Annotated in this window: 20 protein-coding genes; 18 read left to right on the top strand and 2 right to left on the bottom strand. The window is 70.1% G+C overall.

Going from position 1 to position 21,186, the window contains the following annotated elements; translation table 11 throughout:
* Positions 1 to 1,120 precede the first annotated feature (1,120 nt).
* Entirely contained in the window at positions 1,121 to 1,705 is a 585-nt protein-coding gene (locus ACFV1J_RS36460) for a hypothetical protein (protein WP_385865624.1), read from the top strand.
* Positions 1,706 to 1,765: 60 nt separating this feature from the next.
* Here ACFV1J_RS36460 and ACFV1J_RS36455 read toward each other — a convergent pair whose 3' ends face one another.
* On the bottom strand, positions 1,766 to 2,059 hold the full coding sequence (locus ACFV1J_RS36455; RefSeq protein ID WP_385865622.1) for a ferredoxin: 294 nt from the start codon (positions 2,057 to 2,059) through the stop codon (positions 1,766 to 1,768).
* Positions 2,060 to 2,308: 249 nt separating this feature from the next.
* On the opposite strand from ACFV1J_RS36455, the gene arc reads away from it, so the two are divergent.
* The 6 genes from arc (at position 2,309) to prcA (ending at position 8,339) form a co-directional block, all read left to right on the top strand.
* Positions 2,309 to 4,075, top strand: coding sequence for a proteasome ATPase (gene arc / locus ACFV1J_RS36450; RefSeq protein ID WP_385865620.1), 1,767 nt, complete (start codon positions 2,309 to 2,311; stop codon positions 4,073 to 4,075).
* 274 nt (positions 4,076 to 4,349) lie between these two features.
* Positions 4,350 to 5,861 carry a depupylase/deamidase Dop gene (gene dop / locus ACFV1J_RS36445; protein ID WP_385865618.1) on the top strand — a complete coding sequence of 504 codons (1,512 nt, stop codon included), beginning with the start codon at positions 4,350 to 4,352 and terminating at the stop codon, positions 5,859 to 5,861.
* A gap of 188 nt (positions 5,862 to 6,049) precedes the next feature.
* The gene (locus tag ACFV1J_RS36440) at positions 6,050 to 6,268 is read left to right on the top strand and encodes a ubiquitin-like protein Pup (protein ID WP_030414306.1); all 219 of its coding nucleotides are present in this window, start codon (positions 6,050 to 6,052) and stop codon (positions 6,266 to 6,268) included.
* 32 nt (positions 6,269 to 6,300) lie between these two features.
* Complete coding sequence (locus ACFV1J_RS36435) at positions 6,301 to 6,585, top strand: endonuclease domain-containing protein (RefSeq protein WP_385865616.1); 285 nt, start codon at positions 6,301 to 6,303, stop codon at positions 6,583 to 6,585.
* Positions 6,537 to 7,382 (top strand): proteasome subunit beta, encoded by an 846-nt coding sequence (gene prcB / locus ACFV1J_RS36430; RefSeq protein WP_385865614.1) that lies wholly within the window; start codon positions 6,537 to 6,539, stop codon positions 7,380 to 7,382. Before ACFV1J_RS36435 ends, prcB begins: the two co-directional genes overlap by 49 nt.
* Before the next feature lie 63 nt (positions 7,383 to 7,445).
* On the top strand, positions 7,446 to 8,339 hold the full coding sequence (gene prcA / locus ACFV1J_RS36425; protein WP_385865611.1) for a proteasome subunit alpha: 894 nt from the start codon (positions 7,446 to 7,448) through the stop codon (positions 8,337 to 8,339).
* A 43-nt stretch (positions 8,340 to 8,382) separates the two neighbouring features.
* Here the strand turns inward: prcA and ACFV1J_RS36420 are convergent, their stop codons facing one another.
* Complete coding sequence (locus ACFV1J_RS36420) at positions 8,383 to 9,459, bottom strand: LacI family DNA-binding transcriptional regulator (protein WP_385865610.1); 1,077 nt, start codon at positions 9,457 to 9,459, stop codon at positions 8,383 to 8,385.
* A gap of 126 nt (positions 9,460 to 9,585) precedes the next feature.
* On the opposite strand from ACFV1J_RS36420, the gene ACFV1J_RS36415 reads away from it, so the two are divergent.
* The 11 genes from ACFV1J_RS36415 to ACFV1J_RS36365 all read left to right on the top strand — a co-directional run bounded on the left by ACFV1J_RS36415 (position 9,586) and on the right by ACFV1J_RS36365 (position 21,062).
* Positions 9,586 to 10,845 carry an MFS transporter gene (locus tag ACFV1J_RS36415; protein ID WP_385865608.1) on the top strand — a complete coding sequence of 420 codons (1,260 nt, stop codon included), beginning with the start codon at positions 9,586 to 9,588 and terminating at the stop codon, positions 10,843 to 10,845.
* Positions 10,846 to 10,854: 9 nt separating this feature from the next.
* Positions 10,855 to 12,216: a Pup--protein ligase gene (gene pafA, locus ACFV1J_RS36410; protein WP_030414300.1), complete on the top strand. Its 1,362-nt coding sequence runs from the start codon at positions 10,855 to 10,857 to the stop codon at positions 12,214 to 12,216.
* A gap of 136 nt (positions 12,217 to 12,352) precedes the next feature.
* Entirely contained in the window at positions 12,353 to 13,378 is a 1,026-nt protein-coding gene (locus tag ACFV1J_RS36405; protein ID WP_385865606.1) for an FKBP-type peptidyl-prolyl cis-trans isomerase, read from the top strand.
* Between the two features lie 69 nt (positions 13,379 to 13,447).
* Positions 13,448 to 13,822, top strand: coding sequence for an FKBP-type peptidyl-prolyl cis-trans isomerase (locus ACFV1J_RS36400; RefSeq protein ID WP_385865604.1), 375 nt, complete (start codon positions 13,448 to 13,450; stop codon positions 13,820 to 13,822).
* A gap of 153 nt (positions 13,823 to 13,975) precedes the next feature.
* The gene (locus ACFV1J_RS36395; protein WP_385865602.1) at positions 13,976 to 14,968 is read left to right on the top strand and encodes a helix-turn-helix transcriptional regulator; all 993 of its coding nucleotides are present in this window, start codon (positions 13,976 to 13,978) and stop codon (positions 14,966 to 14,968) included.
* Between the two features lie 21 nt (positions 14,969 to 14,989).
* The gene (locus ACFV1J_RS36390; protein ID WP_385865601.1) at positions 14,990 to 15,940 is read left to right on the top strand and encodes a helix-turn-helix transcriptional regulator; all 951 of its coding nucleotides are present in this window, start codon (positions 14,990 to 14,992) and stop codon (positions 15,938 to 15,940) included.
* Between the two features lie 68 nt (positions 15,941 to 16,008).
* Complete coding sequence (locus ACFV1J_RS36385; protein ID WP_385865599.1) at positions 16,009 to 16,281, top strand: hypothetical protein; 273 nt, start codon at positions 16,009 to 16,011, stop codon at positions 16,279 to 16,281.
* 16 nt (positions 16,282 to 16,297) lie between these two features.
* A complete protein-coding gene (locus ACFV1J_RS36380) occupies positions 16,298 to 16,513 on the top strand; it encodes a hypothetical protein (RefSeq protein WP_385865597.1) in 216 nt (71 codons plus the stop codon).
* A 238-nt stretch (positions 16,514 to 16,751) separates the two neighbouring features.
* Entirely contained in the window at positions 16,752 to 17,048 is a 297-nt protein-coding gene (gene tatA, locus ACFV1J_RS36375) for a Sec-independent protein translocase subunit TatA (protein WP_385865595.1), read from the top strand.
* A gap of 62 nt (positions 17,049 to 17,110) precedes the next feature.
* The gene (gene tatC / locus ACFV1J_RS36370) at positions 17,111 to 18,073 is read left to right on the top strand and encodes a twin-arginine translocase subunit TatC (RefSeq protein WP_385865593.1); all 963 of its coding nucleotides are present in this window, start codon (positions 17,111 to 17,113) and stop codon (positions 18,071 to 18,073) included.
* A gap of 172 nt (positions 18,074 to 18,245) precedes the next feature.
* Positions 18,246 to 21,062 carry a DEAD/DEAH box helicase gene (locus tag ACFV1J_RS36365; RefSeq protein ID WP_385865592.1) on the top strand — a complete coding sequence of 939 codons (2,817 nt, stop codon included), beginning with the start codon at positions 18,246 to 18,248 and terminating at the stop codon, positions 21,060 to 21,062.
* Positions 21,063 to 21,186: the final 124 nt, after the last annotated feature.

The following is a 21,186-nucleotide window of genomic DNA, read 5'->3' as shown; positions in this document are numbered from 1 at the left end:
GCCGGCGGCGCCCTGCATTCCCCGCCCGAACGAAGGACGGCCGCCGCTCGCCGGTTTGCCGCTCGGGGAAGGGTGGCCGATACCCCTGTTCCCCGCTCCGGGGAGGGTGGCCGATACCCCTGTTCCCCGGTTTCCCGCCCCGGTAAGGGCGGACGACGGCTCTCAGTTCCCCGCTCCGGAGAGGGTGGACGACGCCTCTGCGTCCCCCGCTCCAGGAAGGGCGGACGACGCCGCCGATCCTCCACCTAGGGAACGGTCCGCCGCCCTCCACCGCCACCCCGCAACGGGAGCCGATCGCGCCTCCGTACCCCGTCCCACGGCAATCCCTGGGCCCTGCCCGCGCACCGCGTTCACAGGAAACCCGACGCCCTGCCTCCGCACCCCGTCGCACGGGAACTCCGGAGCCCCGCCTCCGTACCCCGTCGCAGGGGAACTCCGGAGCCTTGCCTCCGTACCCCGTCGCAGGGGAACTCCGGAGCCCTGCCTCCGTACCTGGTTTCAGGGGAACTCCGGCGCCCCGCCTCCGTACCCCCGTCGCACAGCAACCCCAGCGCCCCACTTCCCCCTACCGCCCACAGGAGCCGCCGACTCGCCCTCCGTTCCTTCCCAGCCACGGGCACCGGACCCCGCCCTCCGTTTCCACCTTCAGGTACGGCCCTCGGCGCCCGCGCGTCCACCGCCTTCAACAACCCCGAGTCCACCGCCTCGGACAACCGCGCCATCCCCCCCCGCAAGCCCTTGCCGCCCCCGCCAGGGAACGCCCGCAATGCCCCTGCCGCCCCCGCCAAGGAACGCCCCCAAAGCCCCCGCCGCCCTCGCCCAAGGAACCCCCGCGGCACCCCCGCCGCCCCTCGCCACGGAACCCCCACGGCCCCTCGCCGCTCCCCGTCCCGCCCCCATCCCGCCCCCACCCCGGGAACTCCCGCCCACCCCTCTCCGTTCACCGGTCGGGGGCTCACGCGACCCCTAAGGGACCCCCTACGGCAAGCCTTACGGAACCCCTACGGAACCCCTACGGGAAACCCGGAAAACTCCGGCCCAGCTGGTTCCTTGCCGCCCTGTCCTGTGGAACGATGCTGGGCACTCCCACCGGCACAGCACTTCACAGGAGTTACCCCGCGTGCAGCCCATGGCAGGCCAGGACCTCTTGCACACCCAGCCCCGCCCCATGCACTGGCTCGCCACTGCCACCGCCCTCTCGGCGGTCGTCGCGGGCGCGTCCTTCGTCCAGCCCCCCGACGCCACGGCCACCACCTCCCACAACGGCAGTGCCGGCCGGCACTCCTCCGCCGCCCCCGATCCCGGCAAGGTCACGTTCCCCGTCACCTGCGGCCCCAACCGCCCCGAAGTGGTCAAGAAGGCGTCCGGCGACCTCGACGGCGACGGCACGACCGAGACGGTCGCCGTGGTCCGCTGTCACAGCGACACCGGCACCCCGCCCAGCGGCGTCTACGTCCTCGCCCACCCCACCGACCCACAGGCCGCCCCGCGCCTCGTGGCGACCCTCGTCGCCCCCACCCAGCAGCTCAGCGTCCGGTCCCTGGCGGTGAAGGACGGCGTGGTCTCGGCGGCGCTGCTGGGGTACTCCGACCTGAACGTGCCGCGCTGCTGCCCCGACGTGCACAAGAGCGTCAAATGGCAATGGCGGGACGGGAAGTTCATCGAGAGCGAACTGCCCGCGGCGTCGAGCACCAACGGTGTCTGAGTCGCTACAGCCGGTACGCGGAGGGAGCTTTCCGCTTCCTCCGGTTCACTCAGCGTCGGTTCACTCCGCGTCCGGGCCGTAGACCTCGACGCGGTCGCTGACCCGGCGCACGTGGATGCAGTCCCCGGGGCACTCCTTCGCCGAGTCCCGGACGTCGGCGAGCAGCTTCAGCGGGACGGGCGTTGTGGCGCCCTTGTCCTGGAGCAGCTCGTCCTCGGCGCTCTTCACATAGGCCAGACCATCGATGTCCAGCTCGAAGACCTCCGGCGCGTACTGCGCACAGATGCCGTCCCCGGTGCAGAGCTCCTGGTCGATCCAGACTTCCAGCTCTGGGGCTTCGTCCTGCGCGGTCATCTCGCCTGCCGTTCCTGCGTACGTGAACCGTTTTTGTCTAAGTGGCGCCAGCCCTGACGGGTGTTGACCGACTCGACGATACAACCGCTCGCTTTCCGATGTTGATGGGTGGGTATTCCCTTGGCGGGAGGACGTGCGCAAGGGTGAAGATCGGACACACCCCGACAGTCTTTTCGATCTAGGGGTTTCAACCTGCACCGGCCCAGGTAGGGTCAGGAAGCGTCCAGCTCCTTGGAGGAGGTGAGGACCGTGGCAGCCCACGACGACGACATCAACCGCGGCATCCGGCCGGGGCGGGGGTCTGAAGATCCCGCCGGCCAGGTTGCCTATCTCGAGCAGGAGATCGCCGTCCTGCGACGCAAGCTCGCCGACTCTCCGCGTCACACGAGGATTCTCGAAGAGCGGATCGTCGAGCTGCAGACCAACCTGGCCGGCGTCTCGGCGCAGAACGAGCGTCTCGCCAATACGCTCCGCGAGGCCCGCGACCAGATCGTCGCCCTCAAGGAAGAGGTCGACCGGCTCGCCCAGCCGCCGGCCGGTTTCGGTGTCTTCCTGCAGGCCAACGACGACGACACGGTCGACATTTTCACCGGAGGCAGAAAACTCCGGGTCAATGTCAGCCCGAGCGTGGACACCGATGACCTCCGGCGCGGCCAAGAGGTCATGCTCAATGAAGCGCTCAATGTGGTCGAGGCCATGGAGTTCGAGAGCGCCGGCGACATCGTCACCCTCAAGGAAATCCTTGAGGACGGCGAGCGTGCCCTGGTCATCGGGCACACCGACGAGGAACGGGTGGTGAGGCTCGCCGAGCCGCTGCTGGACATCACCATCCGCCCCGGCGACGCCCTGCTTCTCGAACCGCGCTCCGGCTACGTCTACGAAGTCATTCCGAAGAGCGAGGTCGAGGAACTCGTCCTCGAAGAGGTTCCGGACATCGACTACACCAAGATCGGCGGTCTGGGCGGCCAGATCGAGCAGATCCGGGACGCGGTCGAGCTTCCGTACCTCTACCCCGACCTCTTCAAGGAGCACGAACTCCGCCCGCCCAAGGGCGTGTTGCTCTACGGCCCGCCCGGCTGCGGCAAGACGCTCATCGCCAAGGCGGTCGCCAACTCCCTTGCCAAGAAGGTCGCCGAGGTGACCGGGCAGCCCGCGGGGAAGAGCTTCTTCCTCAACATCAAGGGCCCCGAGCTGCTCAACAAATACGTCGGTGAGACGGAGCGGCACATCCGGCTGGTCTTCCAGCGCGCCCGGGAAAAGGCGAGCGAGGGCACGCCCGTCATCGTCTTCTTCGACGAGATGGACTCGCTCTTCCGCACCCGCGGCTCCGGTGTCAGTTCGGACGTGGAGAACACCATCGTCCCCCAGCTGCTCTCGGAGATCGACGGTGTCGAGGGCCTGGAGAACGTGATCGTGATCGGTGCCTCCAACCGGGAGGACATGATCGACCCGGCGATTCTGCGACCCGGCCGTCTCGATGTGAAAATCAAGATCGAGCGCCCGGACGCGGAGGCCGCCAAGGACATCTTCTCGAAGTACCTCACGGAAAGGCTCCCGCTGCACGCCGACGACCTCGCCGAGCACGGCGAATCGCGTAAGGCGGCGGTCAGCGGGATGATCCAGTCGGTCGTCGAGCAGATGTACGCGGAATCCGAGGAAAACCGCTTCCTGGAGGTCACCTACGCCAATGGTGACAAGGAAGTCCTCTACTTCAAGGACTTCAACTCCGGTGCGATGATCGAAAACATCGTAGGACGCGCAAAGAAGATGGCCATCAAGGCCTTCCTCGAACACAATCAGAAGGGTCTGCGGGTCTCCCACCTCCTCCAGGCTTGTGTGGACGAGTTCAAGGAGAACGAGGACCTGCCCAACACCACGAACCCGGACGACTGGGCCCGGATCTCCGGAAAGAAGGGCGAGCGGATCGTCTACATCCGCACTCTGGTCACCGGAAAGCAAGGCGCCGACACCGGTCGCTCCATCGACACGGTGGCGAATACCGGCCAATACCTGTAACACCGCTCTCCGGCTGCGGATGTCCTGCACGGGGCGTCCGCAGCCGGACGCATTTCCGGGGACGCCCCAGCCGCCCCATTTCAGAGCGATGGATCAGGGAAAACCGGACTGGAGCAATGACTGTAATGATCTCCCCAGCGCCGCAAAGGCGTTCTAGGCTCTTCGGTACCGCTGCGTCACGCTGTGCGGGCGTGGGGCACGCACGCGGAACGGAAGCGCAGCGGTACTTGAGCGCCGACCCCATCCGGGGGCGCCGCCGGGCAAGGAGGGCCGCATGACCGTACGGCGAGTAATGGGAATCGAGACGGAGTACGGGATCTCCGTCCCCGGCCACCCGAACGCCAATGCCATGCTCACCTCATCCCAGGTCGTCAACGCCTACGCGGCCGCGATGCACCGGGCACGCCGTGCCCGCTGGGATTTCGAGGAGGAGAACCCGCTGCGGGACGCCCGCGGCTTCGACCTCGCACGTGAGAACGCCGACGCCAGCCAGCTCACGGACGAGGACATCGGCCTGGCCAATGTGATCCTCACGAACGGCGCCAGGCTCTACGTCGACCATGCACACCCCGAATACAGCGCCCCCGAGGTCACCAACCCCCGCGACGCCGTCCTGTGGGACAAGGCCGGCGAACGGATCATGGCCGAGGCCGCCGAGCGGGCCGCCCAGGTACCCGGCGCCCAGCCGATCCACCTCTACAAGAACAACACCGACAACAAGGGCGCCTCCTACGGCACGCACGAGAACTACCTGATGAAACGGGAGACCCCGTTCTCGGACATCGTGCGCCACCTGACCCCGTTCTTCGTCTCCCGCCAGGTCGTCACCGGCGCCGGACGGGTCGGCATCGGCCAGGACGGCCATGAGCACGGCTTCCAGCTCAGCCAGCGCGCCGACTACTTCGAGGTGGAGGTCGGCCTGGAGACGACCCTCAAGCGGCCCATCATCAACACCCGCGACGAGCCGCACGCCGACGCCGAGAAATACCGCCGGCTGCACGTGATCATCGGCGACGCGAACCTCTCCGAGATCTCCACGTACCTCAAGCTGGGCACCACCGCCCTGGTCCTGTCCATGATCGAGGACGGTTTCATCGCCGTCGACCTGGCCGTCGAGCAGCCCGTCCGCACCCTCCACCAGGTCTCGCACGACCCCACCCTGCAGCGTCTGATCACGCTCCGCAGCGGCCGCACGCTCACCGCGGTGCAGCTCCAGATGGAGTACTTCGAGCTGGCCCGCAAATACGTGGAGGACCGTTACGGAGCGGATGCGGACGAGCAGACCAAGGACGTCCTGACCAGGTGGGAGGACGTGCTGGGCCGGCTGGAGAACGACCCGATGAGCCTGTCGGGCGAACTGGACTGGGTGGCCAAACGGGAGCTCATGGAGGGCTACCGCCGCCGCGACGGCCTGGACTGGGACGCCGCCCGGCTGCACCTCATCGACCTGCAGTACGCCGACGTACGGCCCGAGAAGGGCCTGTACAACCGTCTGGCGGCCCGCGGCAAGATGAAGCGCCTGCTGGACGACCCCGAGGTCCATCGGGCCCAGCAGAAGCCTCCGGAGGACACCAGGGCCTATTTCCGGGGCCGCTGCCTGGACCAGTACGCCGACGACGTCGCGGCCGCCTCGTGGGATTCGGTCATCTTCGACCTGCCCGGACGGGACTCCCTGCAGCGGGTCCCCACCCTGGAGCCGCTGCGCGGTACCCGTAAGCACGTCAAGGAGCTGCTCGACCGCTGCCGGACCGCGGAGGAGCTGGTGAGGACGCTGTCCGGCCGCTGAGGCACGACAGGTGCACGACAGGATCCGCGATGATCGCTCGCCGATTCACGGCTGAAATCGTCGCGGTACGGGAATCATCGAGGTGACTCCCGGCCTTGCAGCAACAGCAGGGCCGATGTCGGACCCTGCTTGTAGGGTCGGATCTTGAAGGTCACATCGAGCGGGGCAAACCGAGCGGGGTGAGGGATATGGCGACCAAGGACAGCGGCGGCGGACAGGCCAAGGCCACCCGTTCCACCGAAGAGGTCGAGGAGCAGGCGCAGGACGCGCAGGTCTCCGAGGACCTCAAGGAACGGCAGGAGAAGCTGAGCGACGACGTGGATTCCGTCCTGGACGAGATCGACGACGTCCTCGAGGAGAATGCCGAGGACTTCGTGCGGTCCTTCGTACAAAAGGGCGGGGAGTAGACCACCTTAGCCTTCGAAGAGAAGGTGGTGGGGTGGGCGAGCGACGGACGAGCACAGCGGGAGGCGCTGCGCGCGGTGCGGCCGGGCCGGACCGCGCGCACGCTTCGCCCCGGTCCGGGCCCGCGCAGGACGATCAGCATGTGGAGCACGTCCACGGGCCGGGTAAGGTCCGGGGCGTACCGTGCTTCAACTGCAACTCGGCACTCGGCAAGTTGAGGGATGACCCGGGCGCACTCCGCAGGGCCATCGCATATCCGGAAGGAAACGTGTGGAAGCCAATATTCGAAGCACCGGGCGTCTACCAGCTGCCTTCCTGACGCCTGGATCCTCGTCGTTCATGGACTTTCTCGGTGCGCACGCACCCGATCTGCTGCCGGGCAAGCGCCCGTTGCCGCCGGTGCAGGGGGCCATCGAGGCGCCGCACGGCACGACGATCGTGGCCGCGACGTTCCCCGGGGGCGTCGTGCTGGCCGGCGACCGGCGGGCGACGATGGGCAATGTCATTGCGCAGCGTGATATCGAGAAGGTTTTCCCGGCCGACGAATACAGTGCGGTCGGTATCGCCGGCACCGCCGGTCTCGCCGTCGAAATGGTGAAACTCTTCCAGCTGGAGCTGGAGCACTTCGAAAAGGTCGAAGGCGCCCAACTCTCCCTGGAGGGCAAGGCGAACCGCCTGTCGACGATGATCCGCAGCAATCTCGGAATGGCGATGCAGGGGCTGGCCGTGGTGCCGCTCTTCGCCGGTTACGACCTCGACCGCGAGAAGGGCCGGATCTTCTCGTACGACGTCACCGGCGGTCGCTCGGAGGAGACGGGCTTCGCCGCGACCGGTTCCGGCTCGGTCTTCGCCCGCAGCGCGCTGAAGAAGCTCTTCCAGGAGGACTTCACGGAAAGTCAGGCCGCCACCGCGGTCGTCCAGGCGCTGTACGACGCGGCGGACGACGACTCGGCGACCGGCGGGCCCGACATGGCGCGGCGGATCTACCCGATCGTCACGGTGATCACCGACGAGGGCTTCCGCAGGCTGTCCGAGGAGGAGGTCGCGGACATCGTCCGCGCCATCCACGAGCGCCGCCTCGACCAGCCCGACGGCCCGCGGGCCGCGCTGCTCTGACGGGACGGACGTTCCGCAATGCCGCCACTGAGAGAGCTTTTGACAGGAAGGGACGGATAGCCGGTGTCGACGCCGTTCTATGTCTCACCCCAGCAGGCCATGGCCGACCGTGCCGAATACGCCCGCAAGGGCATTGCGCGCGGCCGCAGCGTCGTGGTTTTGCAGTACACCGACGGCGTGGTTTTCGTCGCCGAGAATCCCTCCCGCGCCCTGCACAAGGTCAGCGAGATCTATGACCGGATCGCCTTTGCGGCGGTCGGGAAATACAACGAGTTCGAGAACCTGCGGATCGGCGGTGTGCGCTATGCCGATCTGCGGGGTTACACCTACGACCGCGAGGACGTGACCGCGCGCGGTCTGGCCAATGTCTACGCCCAGACGCTGGGCACGATTTTCTCCAGCGCCGCCGAGAAGCCGTACGAGGTGGAGCTGATCGTCGCCGAGGTGGGCAGTGCCCCCGAGGAGGACCAGATCTACCGGCTGCCGCACGACGGCTCGATCGTCGACGAGCACGGCTCGGTGGCGGTCGGCGGCAACGCGGACCAGATCAGCAGTTATCTGGACCAGCGGCACCGCGACGGCATGACCCTGTCCGAGGCGCTGAAGCTGGCGGTGGAGTCCCTGTCGCGGGACAACAACGGCGGCGAGCGCCGGCTGACCGCGGAGCAGCTCGAAGTGGCGACGCTGGACCGTACGCGGCCGCAGCAGCGCAAGTTCAAGCGGATCCTGGGCCGCCAGTTGTCCCGCCTCCTGGAGGAGAGCGGTCCGGCGGGCGCCGAGGAGGCGGCGGCGGACGCGGATGCCGGGGAGTCCGGGACCACCGCGGAGGGCGCCGGCGGCAAGGGCACCAAGGGCGCCAAGGGCGGCGACGCCGGCGACAAGAAGGACGCCACGGAAAAGAAGGACGTCAAGGACGTCAAGGGCAAGGACGGTCCGGACGGCGAACCGCTGCTGTAAGGACGGTTTCCGGGCCGCTGCCCGGTGTGCGCGCCCCGGTGGGTCACTGCCCGCCGGGGCGCGCCGCGTTGTCCGGGCCGGCCGGCGGCGGGGCGGTGGAGCCGCGGGTGACCAGTTCGACCGGCAGGGTCGGTTCCTGCGCGGGGCGGCCGTCGAGCACGGCCATCAGGGCGCGCATCCCGGCCTCGCCGAACTCCTCCGCGGGCAGTCGTACGGTGGTCAGCTCGGGTTCCACGGCCACCGCGAGGGCGAGGTCGTCGAAGCCGGTCACCGAGATGTCCTCCGGGACGCGCAGGCCGAGGCGCCGTACGGCCTTGCAGGCGCCGGCGGCGATGATGTCGTCGTCGCAGAGCAGGGCGGTGGGGCGGGGGCCGGGGCCGGTCAGGGCGGCGTGCGCGGCCCGCAGACCGGCGTCCACACCGAGGGCGGCGGGCTGCCGGCGCAGCAGCGTGCCGGGGACGGCGTCGAGGGCCTCGGTGACGGCGCGGGCGCGTACCTCGAAGGTCCAGGAGCGCACGTCCGCAGCGAGGTGGGTGATGCGGCGGTGCCCGAGCGCGGTCAGATGGCCGGTCAACTGCCGTGCGCCGGCGGCGATATCGAGGTTGACGGTGGCGCTCGCGCGGCCGTCGTCGGGGTCGCTGTCGAGCATGACCAGGGGGAGATCGGCGGCGCGCAGGGCGGTGAGGGCCTCGGCGGCCATGGAGGAGGCGATCACTCCGTCGAGGGTGGCGGCCGCGGAGTCGAAGGGGTCGCGGGCGGGCCCGATGCCCTCGGGGGAGGGGTAGAGGACGACGCCGAAGCCGTGGTCGGCGGCGATCCGGGCGGCTCCGGTGTAGACCCGGGCGAAGAATTCCGTGGTGAGGGCGGGGACGACGAGGAGCACGGTGCGGGTGCGGCCCATGCGGAGGCTGCGGGCGGCGAGGTTGGGGCGGTAGCCCAGCTCGCGGGCGGCCGCGCGGACCGCCTCGGCCTTCCCGGGGGAGACCCGGCCGCGCCACTTGTCACCGAGGACGAGCGAGACGGCCGCCTGGGAGACACCGGCGGCCCGGGCCACATCGCGGCTGGTGGTGCGGGAGGTGGCCGGGCGGTGGCCGGGGGGCGTGGCCTTCTGGCTGGTCACGGGGTGTTTCGCTCCTCGCTCGGGCCGCTGCGGGGTGGACCGCGGGTCGCCGCCATGGTACGTATGACGGAGGAAGTTATACGTAACACGGCCGTCCGGGCCGGACCGGACAGAAAAGGGGCGGGGATGGCCGCGGGGTATGCGGAGCTGCTGAGAACCCGGCATGCGGCCCGGCTGCTGGCCGGAACGCTGGTCGGCCGGCTGCCGAACGCCACCGCCGCGCTGGCGGTGGTGCTCTTCGCGCGGGCCGAGGGCGGCAGCTACGCCCTGGCCGGCGCGCTCTCGGCGGTCTACGGCGTGTGCAACGCGATCGGCCAGCCGCTGCTCGGCCGGGCCGTGGACCTCTACGGGCAGCCGCGGGTGATGCTGCCCGCCTCGGTGCTCTCCGCCCTCGGCATGGCGCTGCTGGCGGCCGTCGGCCTGGACGTGCTGTGGCTCGCCTACGCGGCCATGGTGGTCGCCGGTTTCTTCACGCCCCCTCTGGAGGGCGGGCTGCGGGCACTGTGGCCGGGCGTGCTCAAGCGCCCGGACCGGGTGCACGCCGCCTACGCGCTGGACGCGGTGGCGCAGGAAGTCATGTTCGCGGTGGGTCCGTTGCTGGTGACGCTGTGCGTGTCGGCGTGGTCGGCGGGGGCCGCACTGCTGGTCATCAACGCGGTGGGGGTGCTCGGCGCGCTCTCGGTCGTCGTCTCGCCGCCGTCCCGGCAGTGGCGCAGCGCGCCCCGCGAGGCGCACTGGCTGGGTGCCCTGCGGTCGGCCGGGATGCTGGTGCTGATCGGGGCGTTCTTCTTCGTGGGACTGGCGCTGGGATCGATCGCGGTCGCGGCGGTGGCGTACGCGGACGAGCACGGCGGCGGGTCGGTCTCCAGCTGGCTGCTCTCCGCACTGGGTGCCGGGGCGCTGGCCGGCGGGCTGGTCTACGGTGCCCGGGACTGGCCGGGGCACCCGGAGAACCGGCTGCGGCTGCTGATCGGGCTGCTGGCGCTGGGGTATCTGCCGCTGGTGCTGGTCCCCGGTGTGGCCGGGATGACCGCGCTGACCGGCGTCGCCGGGGTGTTCCTGGCGCCGGCGCTGGCATGTGCGTTCGTGGTGGTGGACCGGCATGCGCCCAAGGGGACGGTCACCGAGGCGTTTTCGTGGCTGGTGACGACCTTCGGGGTGGGGTCGGCGGTGGGCATGTCGGTGGTGGGCCCGGCCGTGGAGGGCGGCGGAGCACAGGCCGGCTTCGCGGTGGCGGGTGCGGGCGGACTCGCCGCGCTGCTCGTCCTTTTGTCGACGAAGCGATTTCTCGGGGAGCCCGGGCGGCGTACTACGGGTGCGGCCTCGGCGGAAAATGATCGAAACGGGGCCGTCGAACCCGGTTTCAGAGCAGGCCATCAGGCGTAATGTTCAGTCATGGACCGCCGCATTTTCGGGCTGGAGAACGAGTACGGCGTCACGTGCACGTTCAGGGGACAGCGCCGACTGTCGCCTGACGAAGTGGCGCGGTACCTCTTCCGCCGTGTCGTGTCATGGGGCCGCAGCAGCAATGTCTTCCTGCGGAACGGCGCCCGCCTGTACTTGGACGTGGGCTCGCACCCGGAATACGCAACTCCCGAGTGCGACAACGTGACCGAGCTGGTCACCCACGACAAGGCCGGTGAGCGCATTCTCGAAGGCCTGCTCGTCGACGCCGAGCGCCGCCTGCACGAGGAGGGAATCGCGGGCGACGTCTATCTGTTCAAGAACAACACCGATTCGGCGGGAAACTCCTACGGCTGCCACGAGAATTACCTCGTCGCCCGCCACGGCGAGTTCTCCCGGCTCGCGGACATCCTCATTCCGTTCCTGGTCACCCGGCAGCTGCTGTGCGGCGCCGGCAAGGTCCTGCAGACGCCGCGGGGCGCCGTCTACTGCGTCAGCCAGCGCGCGGAGCACATCTGGGAGGGCGTCTCCTCGGCGACCACCCGCTCCCGCCCGATCATCAACACCCGTGACGAACCGCATGCGGACGCCGAGCGCTACCGCCGGCTGCACGTCATCGTCGGCGACTCGAACATGTCCGAGACCACGATGATGCTCAAGGTGGGCGCCACCGACCTCGTCCTGCGGATGATCGAGGCGGGCACGGTCATGCGCGATCTGACGCTGGAGAATCCGATCCGGGCGATCCGCGAGGTCAGTCACGACACCACCGGCCAGCGCAAGGTGCGGCTGGCCAGTGGGCGGGAGGCCTCGGCGCTCGAAGTCCAGCAGGAGTACTACGAAAAGGCGGTGGATTTCTGCGACCGCCGCGGAATCCGCACCGGTCTCGTGGAACGCGTACTGGAACTGTGGGGCCGCACCCTGGAGGCGATCCGGGACCAGGAACTGGACCGCATCTCGACCGAGATCGACTGGGTGATGAAACATCAGCTGATCGAGCGGTACCGCACGAAGAACAACATCACGATGTCCCACCCACGAGTGGCGCAGATAGACCTCGCGTATCACGACATTCACCGCCGCCGGGGGCTTTACTACCTCCTGGAGCGGAAGGGTCAAGCGGCGCGGATCTGCAATGACTTGAAGATCTTCGAGGGCAAATCGGTGCCGCCGCAGACGACTCGGGCCCGGCTGCGCGGTGACTTTATCCGCCGGGCGCAGGAACAGCGCCGGGATTTCACCGTCGACTGGGTGCACCTCAAGCTCAATGACCAGGCGCAGCGTACGGTCCTGTGCAAGGACCCGTTCCGGTCGGTGGACGACCGGGTGGAGAAGCTGATCGCCGGGATGTGACCCGCGGGGAATGCGGAGATGTGCCGGGAGCCTCGCGCTCCCGGCACATTGCCGTGTTGTGCCCGGGAAAGGTCCACGGGAACAGGTCGTAGAGTGGCGGGCATTGCCCACCACCCCACGAGCCCGAGTTGGACTGATGCTGAATCTCTCCGGGGCACGGACCCCGCACCCCCGCTCGTTCCCGAAGCACGCCCGTCGCGCCGCCGCCGCCGCGCTGACCGTGCCCCTCCTGCTGATCACCGCCGCCTGCGGGTCCGACGACGGCAAGGGCTCGTCGGGCGAAGCCGTCGTGAAGGTCACGGGCAAGCCGGGGGCGCAGCCCAAGATCACGGTGCCCAAGGGCGCCAAGCCGTCCGACACGGCCGTCACCAAGACCCTCGTCCAGGGGAAGGGCGCGACCGTCAAGAAGGGGGACCTGGTCCGCCTGGACTTCGCGGCGCAGACGATGAAGGGCCAGAACCTCGGCAGCAGCTGGGCGCCGCAGCCCGGTACCAAGCCGGGCGCGGCGCGCACCCAGGTCGTCAGCGAGGTCACCGACCAGATGACGCAGCAGATGCTGCCGCCGAAGGTGATGTCGGCGGTCGCCGGGCAGAAGGTCGGCAGCCGGTTCGAGGTCGAGGGCACCGCCAAGGCGCTGATCGGCGCGGGCCTGAACCCGCAGTCCGGGATCAAGCCGGGGGACGGCCTGGTCTGGGTCGTCGACGTGGTCGGCGCGAAGAAGGTCGACAAGAAGGCGAAGGCCGAGGGCAAGCAGGCGGACGCCGAGAGCGGGATGCCGGAGGTGACCGCCGCGGACGAGAAGGCCGCGAAGATCACCATCCCCAAGGGGGAGAAGGCGCCCAAGGGCCTGGAGCAGCAGGTGCTGATCAAGGGCAAGGGCCCCGAGGTGAAGGCCGGCGACGGGCTGATCGCGCAGTACACCGGTGTGAAGTGGGAGGACGGCAAGAAGTTCGACTCCTCCTGGGACCACGGGGGTGCGACCGCGTTCCAGATCGGCACCGGGCAGGTCGTCCAGGGCTGGGACAAGGCGCTGGTCGGCAAGCACGTCGGTGACCGGGTGGAGATCGTCATCCCGCCGAAGCTGGGCTACGGCGCGAGCCCGCAGCACGAGCTGGCCAAGAACACCCTGGTCTTCTCGGTCGACATCGTCGGCACCGTCTGACCAGCGACGACGTCAAGATCTGCCAGACTGGCCCGGTAATCGTAAAGATTCGCAAGTAGGAGCACTTTAGTGAGCATCGACAAGCCCGAGATCGACTTTCCCGAGGGCCCGGCTCCCACCGAGCTCGAAATCGTGGACCTGAAGGAGGGCGACGGGCCGGTCGCCAAGGCCGGGGACACCGTCTCCGTCCACTACGTCGGCGTGTCCTTCAGCACCGGCGAGGAGTTCGACGCCAGCTGGAACCGCGGCAAGCCGCTGCAGTTCCAGCTCGGCGCCGGCCAGGTCATCGCCGGCTGGGACCAGGGCGTCCAGGGCATGAAGGTCGGCGGCCGCCGCCGGCTGACCATCCCGCCGCACCTGGCGTACGGCGAGCGCGGTGCCGGGGGCGGCCGGATCGCCCCCAACGAGACCCTGATCTTCGTCTGCGACCTGGTCTCCGTCTGACCCCGCCGCCGTCCCGACCGGGACGGCCGCCGACGCACCCGAGGGCCCGCGCCACCCCGTGGCACGGGCCCTCGGCCATGGGCCCTCGGCTTTTACCTTGACCACCCCGAGCGGTACGGTCAACGATCGGGAGTACAACGAGAAAGGGCGTCGATGGCGATTGCCAAGGCCGAGCGGCTGATGAATCTGGCGCTGTGCCTGCTGGGGACGCGACGCCCGCTGACCAAGCGCGAGCTCCGGTCGTCCATCGAGGCCTACCGCGAGGCCTTCGGGACGGGGAACGGCGCCGCGAGCGGCGACGAAGCCTTCAACCGGATGTTCGAGCGGGACAAGGACGACCTGCGCGAGCTCGGCCTGGTCATCGAGACCGTCGAGGGCATCGACGGCGAGGTCGGCTACCTCGCCCGCCGCGACAGCAACCGACTGCCCCCGATCACCCTGGACGCCGAGGAGGCCGCGGCCCTCGGACTGGCCGCCAAGGTCTGGCAGCAGGCCCGGCTGGCCGGCGCCGCCAGCGGCGCGCTGCAGAAGCTGCGGGCCGCCGGGATGCCGCTGGCCGCGGACGGCGAGGACTACGACGCCGGGCAGCCGCACAGCGCGCTCGAACCCCGCATCCCCACCCACGAGGCCGCCTTCGAACCGCTGATGCTGGCCTGCCGCGACCGCCGCCCGGTCGTCTTCGACTACCGCAAGTCCAATGCCGCCCGCCCCGAGCAGCGCCAGGTCGAGCCGTGGATCCTGGAGTGCTGGCGCGGCCACTGGTACGTCGCCGGCTGGGACCGCGAGCGCAAGGCCGAGCGGGTCTTCCGGCTCTCCCGGATCACCGGCAAGGTCCGTTCCCGGCAAGGGAAGTTCACCGCGCCGGTGCCCGACCACGTCACCGTCCGCGAGACCGTCGAGAGCTGGGCCGGCGAGACCGCCACCGGCACCGCCCGGATCAAGCTCCGTGCCGAGCACGGCTATCCGCTGCGGTCCCGCGCGCTGGCCGTCCGGAGCCTGGGCGACGGCTGGGACGAACTGGAGATCCCCAACGGCCACGGACTCGACGCCTGGCTGGTGGAGTTCGGGCCCGACGTGGTCGTACTGGAACCCGCGGAACTGCGCGCCGACGTCATCGACCGGCTGCGCGCCGTGGCCAAGGGCTGAGAGGGACGGGGAGCTGCACTCATGGCCACGAACGCGATCGACCAGACCCGCCGGATGCTGTCGCTGGTGACGTATCTGCGCGAACGCCCCGGCGCCCGCGTCGGCGACGTCGCGCGCGCCTTCGGCATCACCGAGGACGAGCTGATCGCCGACCTCGACGTACTGCCCATGTGCGGTACGAGCTTCCGCGGCGGCGACCTGCTGGACATCGACACCGACGGCGACCGCATCTGGTGGCACAACCCCGACGACGTCGCCGAACCGCTGCGGCTGGCGGCCGACGAGGCCACCGCCCTGCTGGTCGCGGCCCGCGCGGTCGCCACCCTCCCGGGGCTGCGCGAGGGCGACCGGCAGGCGCTGCTGCGGGCCACCGCCAAGCTGGAGGCCGCGGCCGGTGAGGCGGCCGGCGCCAGCTCCCGGGTCTCGGTGACCTTCGAGTCCGAGGGCGGGGTGTTCGCCGACGTCGACCGGGCGATCGCCGAACGCCGCCGGCTGTGGCTGCGCTACTACTCACCGGCCCGCGACGAGCTGACCGAGCGCGAGGTGGACCCGATCCGGCTGTTCGCCGTCGGCCACACCTACATGGAGGCCTGGTGCCGGCTCTCGGAGGCCCGGCGCACCTTCCGGCTCGACCGGGTCGCCGAGATCAAGCTGCTGGACGCGCCCGCCGACCCGCCGCCGGTCGAACTGCGCGACCTGTCCGAGGGGCTGGTGCAGCCGGCCGCCGAGGACCCCGAGGTGTCCGTCGAGGTCGGGCCGGGCGGCCGCTGGGTCGCCGAGTACTACCCGCACGACAGCGCCGAGGAACTGCCCGACGGCGGGCTGCGCATCACCCTGCGCACCCCCGACCCGGCCTCGCTGCGGCGGCTGGCGCTGCGGCTGGGCCGGGACGGCCGGATCGTGGCGCCGCAGGCGCTGGCGGACAGGGCCCGGCGCGCCGCCGAGCAGGCCCTCGCGGCGTACGGCGAGTGAGCGGGTCGGCCCGGCCACCGCGCGGGGCGCCTGGGGAGAGGGCCGTGGCCAGGAGGAGGCAGCGAGGGATGACGACCACGATGGCGACCGGGACGGCGACCGCCGCCCCGGCGGACGCGACCGCTCCGGTGCTGTTCAAGGCGGCCTGTCCGGACTGCCGGGGCCGCTTCGAGCTGGCCTCGGACGCCTTCCGGCTGGCCATCGGCGGCAGCCGCCGCACCACCTTCTACTCCTTCACCTGCCCGGACTGCCGGCGCGCGGTGCGCCGGCCGGCCGGTGAGCGGATCGTCGAGCTGCTGACCGGCGGCGGGGTGCGCACGCTGCGGCTGCACTCGGGCTGACCGATAGGCTCGCCCCATGCTCTGGCCCATGATCGCCATCGCCCTCGGCTTCCTCGGGATCGCCGTACTGGGCGTGCTCGCCGTCCGTGTCTTCATCGAGGTGCGCCGGCTGGCCCGCCAGGTCGGCACGGCGTCGGAGCGGATCCAGCGGGCCGCCCAGGACCTGGAACGGGCGGCGGTGCCGCTGGCCTCCCGGATGTACGAGGCCGGCCGGGAGCGGGTCCCGGACTGACGCCGGGGCCGGCGCCCGGACGTCGCCGGCGGCGCCGGCGCCCTGCTGCGCAGCAGGGCGGAGAGGTAGGCTTCCCTCGCGGTTCGAAGAGCGCGGCGGTCGTGGCAATCCGGAGGTCGCACGGGGATTGCCGGACGTTCACCACCGAACGTTACGATCGATCGAGCACCAGGACGCCAGCCCGACCCCATCGGCAGGCACCACAGCAGACGCCGCCCCGGCGAGAAGGTAGTCGCACATGTTGAGCAACCTGAGGGCCCCCGAGATCATTCTGATCCTCGTCGTTATCGTGCTGCTGTTCGGCGCGAAGAAGCTCCCGGACATGGCGCGTTCGCTCGGCAAGTCCGCGCGGATCCTCAAGAGCGAGGCCAAGGCGATGAAGAAGGACGGCGAGGCGGACGGCGCCGCGGCCCCCTCGTCCGAGGCATCGGCCGACGCGGGCCAGCAGGCTCCCCGTACGATCCAGGCGGCTCCCGGTGATGTGAGCAGCTCGCGCCCCGTGGCCGAGCCGAACCACACCACCAAGCAGGGCTGACCGAACCGATCCCGTCGCCCCGCCCGGTACGGGACGGCTGATGCACGAGACGAGGAAGTGGGTTGCTCAAGTCTGCCCGCAAGCAGGAGAAGGACCCCGAGGGACGGATGCCCCTCGCGGCGCACCTGCGTGAGCTGCGCAACAGACTGCTGAAGTCGGTGCTGGCGATCGGTGTGGTCACCGTCGTCGCGATGTGGCAGTACGATGCGATCGCCCACTTCATCACGGGGCCGGTCATCGACGCGGTCGGCTGCGGGCGCGGCAGCGTGACCGCTCCGCGTACGCATCCGTGCGCCGAGGTCACCGCCAACGGTCTGCTGGCGCCGTTCACCATCCTGCTCAAGCTGTCCCTCACGGTGGGCGTCGTCGGTGCCAGCCCGATCTGGCTCTACCAGCTCTGGGCCTTCCTCGCACCGGGCCTGCACAAGCACGAGAAGAAGTACGCGCTGAGCTTCGTCGGGGCCGGCGTGCCGCTCTTCCTGGCCGGTGCCTACCTCGCCTACGCGGTGCTGCCGACCACGGCGGGTGCCCTGGTCGGGCTGACCCCGGACGACTGGGCCAACCTCTTCCCGGCCGACGAGTTCTTCGACATCGTCACGCGCATGATCGTGGTCTTCGGCCTCGCCTTCGAGCTGCCGCTGCTGCTGGTGCTGCTCAACTTCGGCGGCGTGGTCACCGGGCAACGGATCATGAGCTGGTGGCGGTTCATGGTCCTCGGCATCACGGTCTTCGCCGCCCTCGCCACCCCGACCGGTGACCCGCTGACCATGACCCTGCTGGCCGCGCCGATCGTGGTGCTGTACTTCGGTGCTGCCGGCATCTGCCTCTTCAACGACCGCCGCCGCCGGCTGGGCAACCCGGACGCGGGGCTGAGCGACGACGAGGCGTCCCAGCTGGATCTGACGCCGTCGGACGTCGAGGAGATCGAGGCGGTGTCCTCGGGGCGGATGCTGCCCGAGCAGGCGAGCGGCGAACCGGACGACGGAGCCGGGCCGCGGCGCGGTGGGTACGACGACGTGACGTGAGGCGACGTGACGTGAGGTGACGATCCCTCACGTGATGTGACGGCCCTGGGCTCGGCGAGCCCGGGGCCGTTCGCATACCGGGAACGTGGTCCGCCGCGGCGCCCGCGCTCGGTAAAGGCCGCACATAAAGATCGGCCCGTTGTCAGAGGTGGCCGGTAGGCTCGTAGGCACGATGACCGAGGACATGTCCCCTGCTGAGCGCTATGCCGCCGCCAAGATCCGGGCGGCCGAGCAGGCCACCGCACTCGCCGGTTTCCGGGAGCTGTACGACTTCGAGCTGGACCCGTTCCAGGTCGACGCCTGCCAGGCCCTGGAGGCCGGTCAGGGCGTGCTGGTCGCCGCCCCCACCGGATCCGGCAAGACGATCGTCGGCGAATTCGCCGTCCACCTGGCCCTGGAGCAGGGCCGAAAATGCTTCTACACCACGCCGATCAAGGCACTGTCCAACCAGAAGTACCAGGACCTGGTCAAGCGGTACGGCGCGGCCAAGGTCGGTCTGCTGACCGGCGACAACAGCGTCAACTCCGAGGCGCCGGTGATCGTGATGACCACCGAGGTCCTGCGGAACATGCTCTACGCCGGCTCCCAGTCGCTGATCGGCCTGGCGTACGTGGTCATGGACGAGGTGCACTACCTCTCCGACCGCTTCCGCGGCGCCGTCTGGGAAGAGGTGATCATCCACCTCCCCGAATCGGTGACGCTGGTGTCGCTGTCCGCGACGGTGTCCAACGCCGAGGAGTTCGGTGACTGGCTGGACACCGTGCGTGGCGACACCGCCGTGATCGTCTCCGAGCACCGTCCCGTCCCGCTGTGGCAGCACGTCCTCGCCGGCCGCCGGATATACGACCTCTTCGAGGAGCGGGACGGCGGCAACGGCGGCCGCCGGGAGGTCAATCCCGACCTCGAACGACTCGCACGGATGGAGAACAGCCGGCCGACCTTCGGCCGGGACAAGCGCCGGGCCCGCACGATGCGGGAGGCCGACCGCGAGCGCGAGCGGCGGCAGCGGGCGCGGATCTGGACGCCGAGCCGGCCCGAGGTCATCGACCGCCTCGACAACGAGGGCCTGCTGCCCGCGATCACCTTCATCTTCAGCCGGGCCGGCTGCGAGGCCGCCGTCCAGCAGTGCCTGTACTCCGGTCTGCGCCTCAACGACGCGGAGGGCCGCGAAGAGGTCCGCCGCATAGTGGAGGCCCGGACGGCCGGGATCCTGGACGACGACCTCCATGTGCTGGGCTACTACGAGTGGCTGGAGGGCCTGGAGCGGGGCATCGCGGCGCACCACGCCGGCATGCTGCCGACCTTCAAGGAGGTCGTCGAGGAACTGTTCGTCAAGGGCCTGGTGAAGGCCGTCTTCGCCACCGAGACGCTCGCGCTGGGCATCAACATGCCGGCCCGTTCGGTGGTGTTGGAAAAACTGGTGAAGTGGAACGGCGAGCAGCACGCCGACATCACCCCCGGCGAATACACCCAGTTGACCGGGCGGGCCGGGCGCCGCGGCATCGACATCGAGGGCCATGCGGTGGTGCTGTGGCAGCGCGGGATGAACCCGGCCGCGCTGGCCGGACTCGCCGGCACCCGGACGTACCCGCTGCGGTCGTCGTTCAAGCCGTCGTACAACATGGCGGTCAACCTCGTCTCGCAGTTCGGCCGGCACCGTTCGCGCGAACTGCTGGAGATGTCGTTCGCGCAGTTCCAGGCCGACAAGTCGGTGGTCGGCATCTCCCGGCAGGTGCAGCGCAACGAGGAGGGCCTGGACGGCTACCGCGCCTCGATGACCTGCCACCTCGGCGACTTCGAGGAGTACTCGCGGCTGCGGCGGGAGCTGAAGGACCGGGAGACCGAGATCGCCAAGCAGGGTGCCGCGCAGCGCCGGGTGGAGGCCGCGGCGGCCCTGGAGAAGCTGAAGCCGGGAGATGTGATCCATGTGCCGACCGGCAAGTACGCCGGCCTGGCGCTGGTCCTCGACCCCGGTATGCCGTCGGGCCGGACCAACGGCCATCGCGGCTTGGAGTCGCAGGACGGCCCGCAGCCGCTGGTGCTGACCGCCGAGCGGCAGGTCAAGCGGCTCGGCTCGATCGACTTCCCGGTGCCGGTGACGGCGCTGGACCGGATGCGGATCCCCCGGTCGTTCAACGCCCGCAGCCCGCAGTCCCGTCGCGATCTGGCGTCCGCGCTGCGGACGAAGGCCGGGCACCTCGTGCCGTCGCGCCACCGCAAGCCCCGGTCGGCGGCGATCGACGACCGCGAGATCTCCCGGCTGCGTACGGCGATCCGCGCGCATCCCTGCCACGGCTGTGCGGAGCGCGAGGACCACGCGCGCTGGGCGGAGCGCTACCACCGCCTCCATCGGGACACCCGCCAGTTGGAGCGCCGTATCGAGGGCCGGACGAACACCATCGCCCGCACCTTCGACCGGATCTGTGCGCTGCTGACCGAGCTGGGCTACCTGGAAGGCGACGAGGTCACCGACGAGGGCCGCCGGCTCGCCCGGCTCTACGGCGAGCTGGACCTGCTGGCCAGCGAGTGCCTGCGGGACGGCGTCTGGGAGGGCCTCGGCCCGGCCGAACTCGCCGCCTGCGCCTCGGCGTTGGTGTACGAGGCGCGGCAGGCGGACGATGCGGTGGCCCCCAAGCTGCCGGCCGGCAAGGCACGGGACGCGCTGGGGGAGATGGTCCGCATCTGGGGCCGGCTGGACGCCCTGGAGGAGGACCACCGGATCAACCAGGCGGAGGGCGTCGGCCAGCGCGAACCGGACCTCGGCTTCGCCTGGGCCGCCTATCGCTGGGCGGCCGGCTTCGGCCTGGACGAGGTGCTCCGCGAGGCGGAGATGCCCGCCGGCGACTTCGTCCGCTGGTGCAAGCAACTGGTCGACATCCTCGGCCAGATCGCGGCCGCCGCCCCGGCCGGCAGCTCGGTCGCGAAGAACGCCCGCCGGGCCATGGACGGCGTGCTGCGCGGCGTGGTCGCGTACTCCTCGGTCGGCTGACGGACCGGACGACAGCGAACCGTCCGACGGCGAACCGTCCGACGGCGAACCGTCCGACGGCGAACCGTCCGACGGCGAACCGTCCGACGGCGAACCGTCCGACGGCGAACCGTCCGACGGCGAA

Source organism: Streptomyces sp. NPDC059649, from assembly GCF_042734445.1.
In the GTDB taxonomy this organism is placed as follows: Bacteria; Actinomycetota; Actinomycetes; order Streptomycetales; family Streptomycetaceae; genus Streptomyces.
Note: the sequence above shows the minus strand (reverse complement) of the source record. Positions and strands in the feature narration are given on the sequence as shown.

Bases quoted from the DNA above. Each gene is read 5' to 3' on its own strand.
- ACFV1J_RS36455 (WP_385865622.1), bottom strand. From the start codon at position 2,059: ATGACCGCGCAGGACGAAGCCCCAGAGCTGGAAGTCTGGATCGACCAG.
- dop (WP_385865618.1), top strand. From the start codon at position 4,350: ATGACCGTACGGCGAGTAATGGGAATCGAGACGGAGTACGGGATCTCC.
- ACFV1J_RS36440 (WP_030414306.1), top strand. From the start codon at position 6,050: ATGGCGACCAAGGACAGCGGCGGCGGACAGGCCAAGGCCACCCGTTCC.
- ACFV1J_RS36415 (WP_385865608.1), top strand. From the start codon at position 9,586: ATGGCCGCGGGGTATGCGGAGCTGCTGAGAACCCGGCATGCGGCCCGG.
- pafA (WP_030414300.1), top strand. From the start codon at position 10,855: ATGGACCGCCGCATTTTCGGGCTGGAGAACGAGTACGGCGTCACGTGC.
- ACFV1J_RS36405 (WP_385865606.1), top strand. From the start codon at position 12,353: ATGCTGAATCTCTCCGGGGCACGGACCCCGCACCCCCGCTCGTTCCCG.
- ACFV1J_RS36395 (WP_385865602.1), top strand. From the start codon at position 13,976: ATGGCGATTGCCAAGGCCGAGCGGCTGATGAATCTGGCGCTGTGCCTG.
- ACFV1J_RS36390 (WP_385865601.1), top strand. From the start codon at position 14,990: ATGGCCACGAACGCGATCGACCAGACCCGCCGGATGCTGTCGCTGGTG.
- ACFV1J_RS36385 (WP_385865599.1), top strand. From the start codon at position 16,009: ATGACGACCACGATGGCGACCGGGACGGCGACCGCCGCCCCGGCGGAC.
- ACFV1J_RS36380 (WP_385865597.1), top strand. From the start codon at position 16,298: ATGCTCTGGCCCATGATCGCCATCGCCCTCGGCTTCCTCGGGATCGCC.
- tatA (WP_385865595.1), top strand. From the start codon at position 16,752: ATGTTGAGCAACCTGAGGGCCCCCGAGATCATTCTGATCCTCGTCGTT.
- ACFV1J_RS36365 (WP_385865592.1), top strand. From the start codon at position 18,246: ATGACCGAGGACATGTCCCCTGCTGAGCGCTATGCCGCCGCCAAGATC.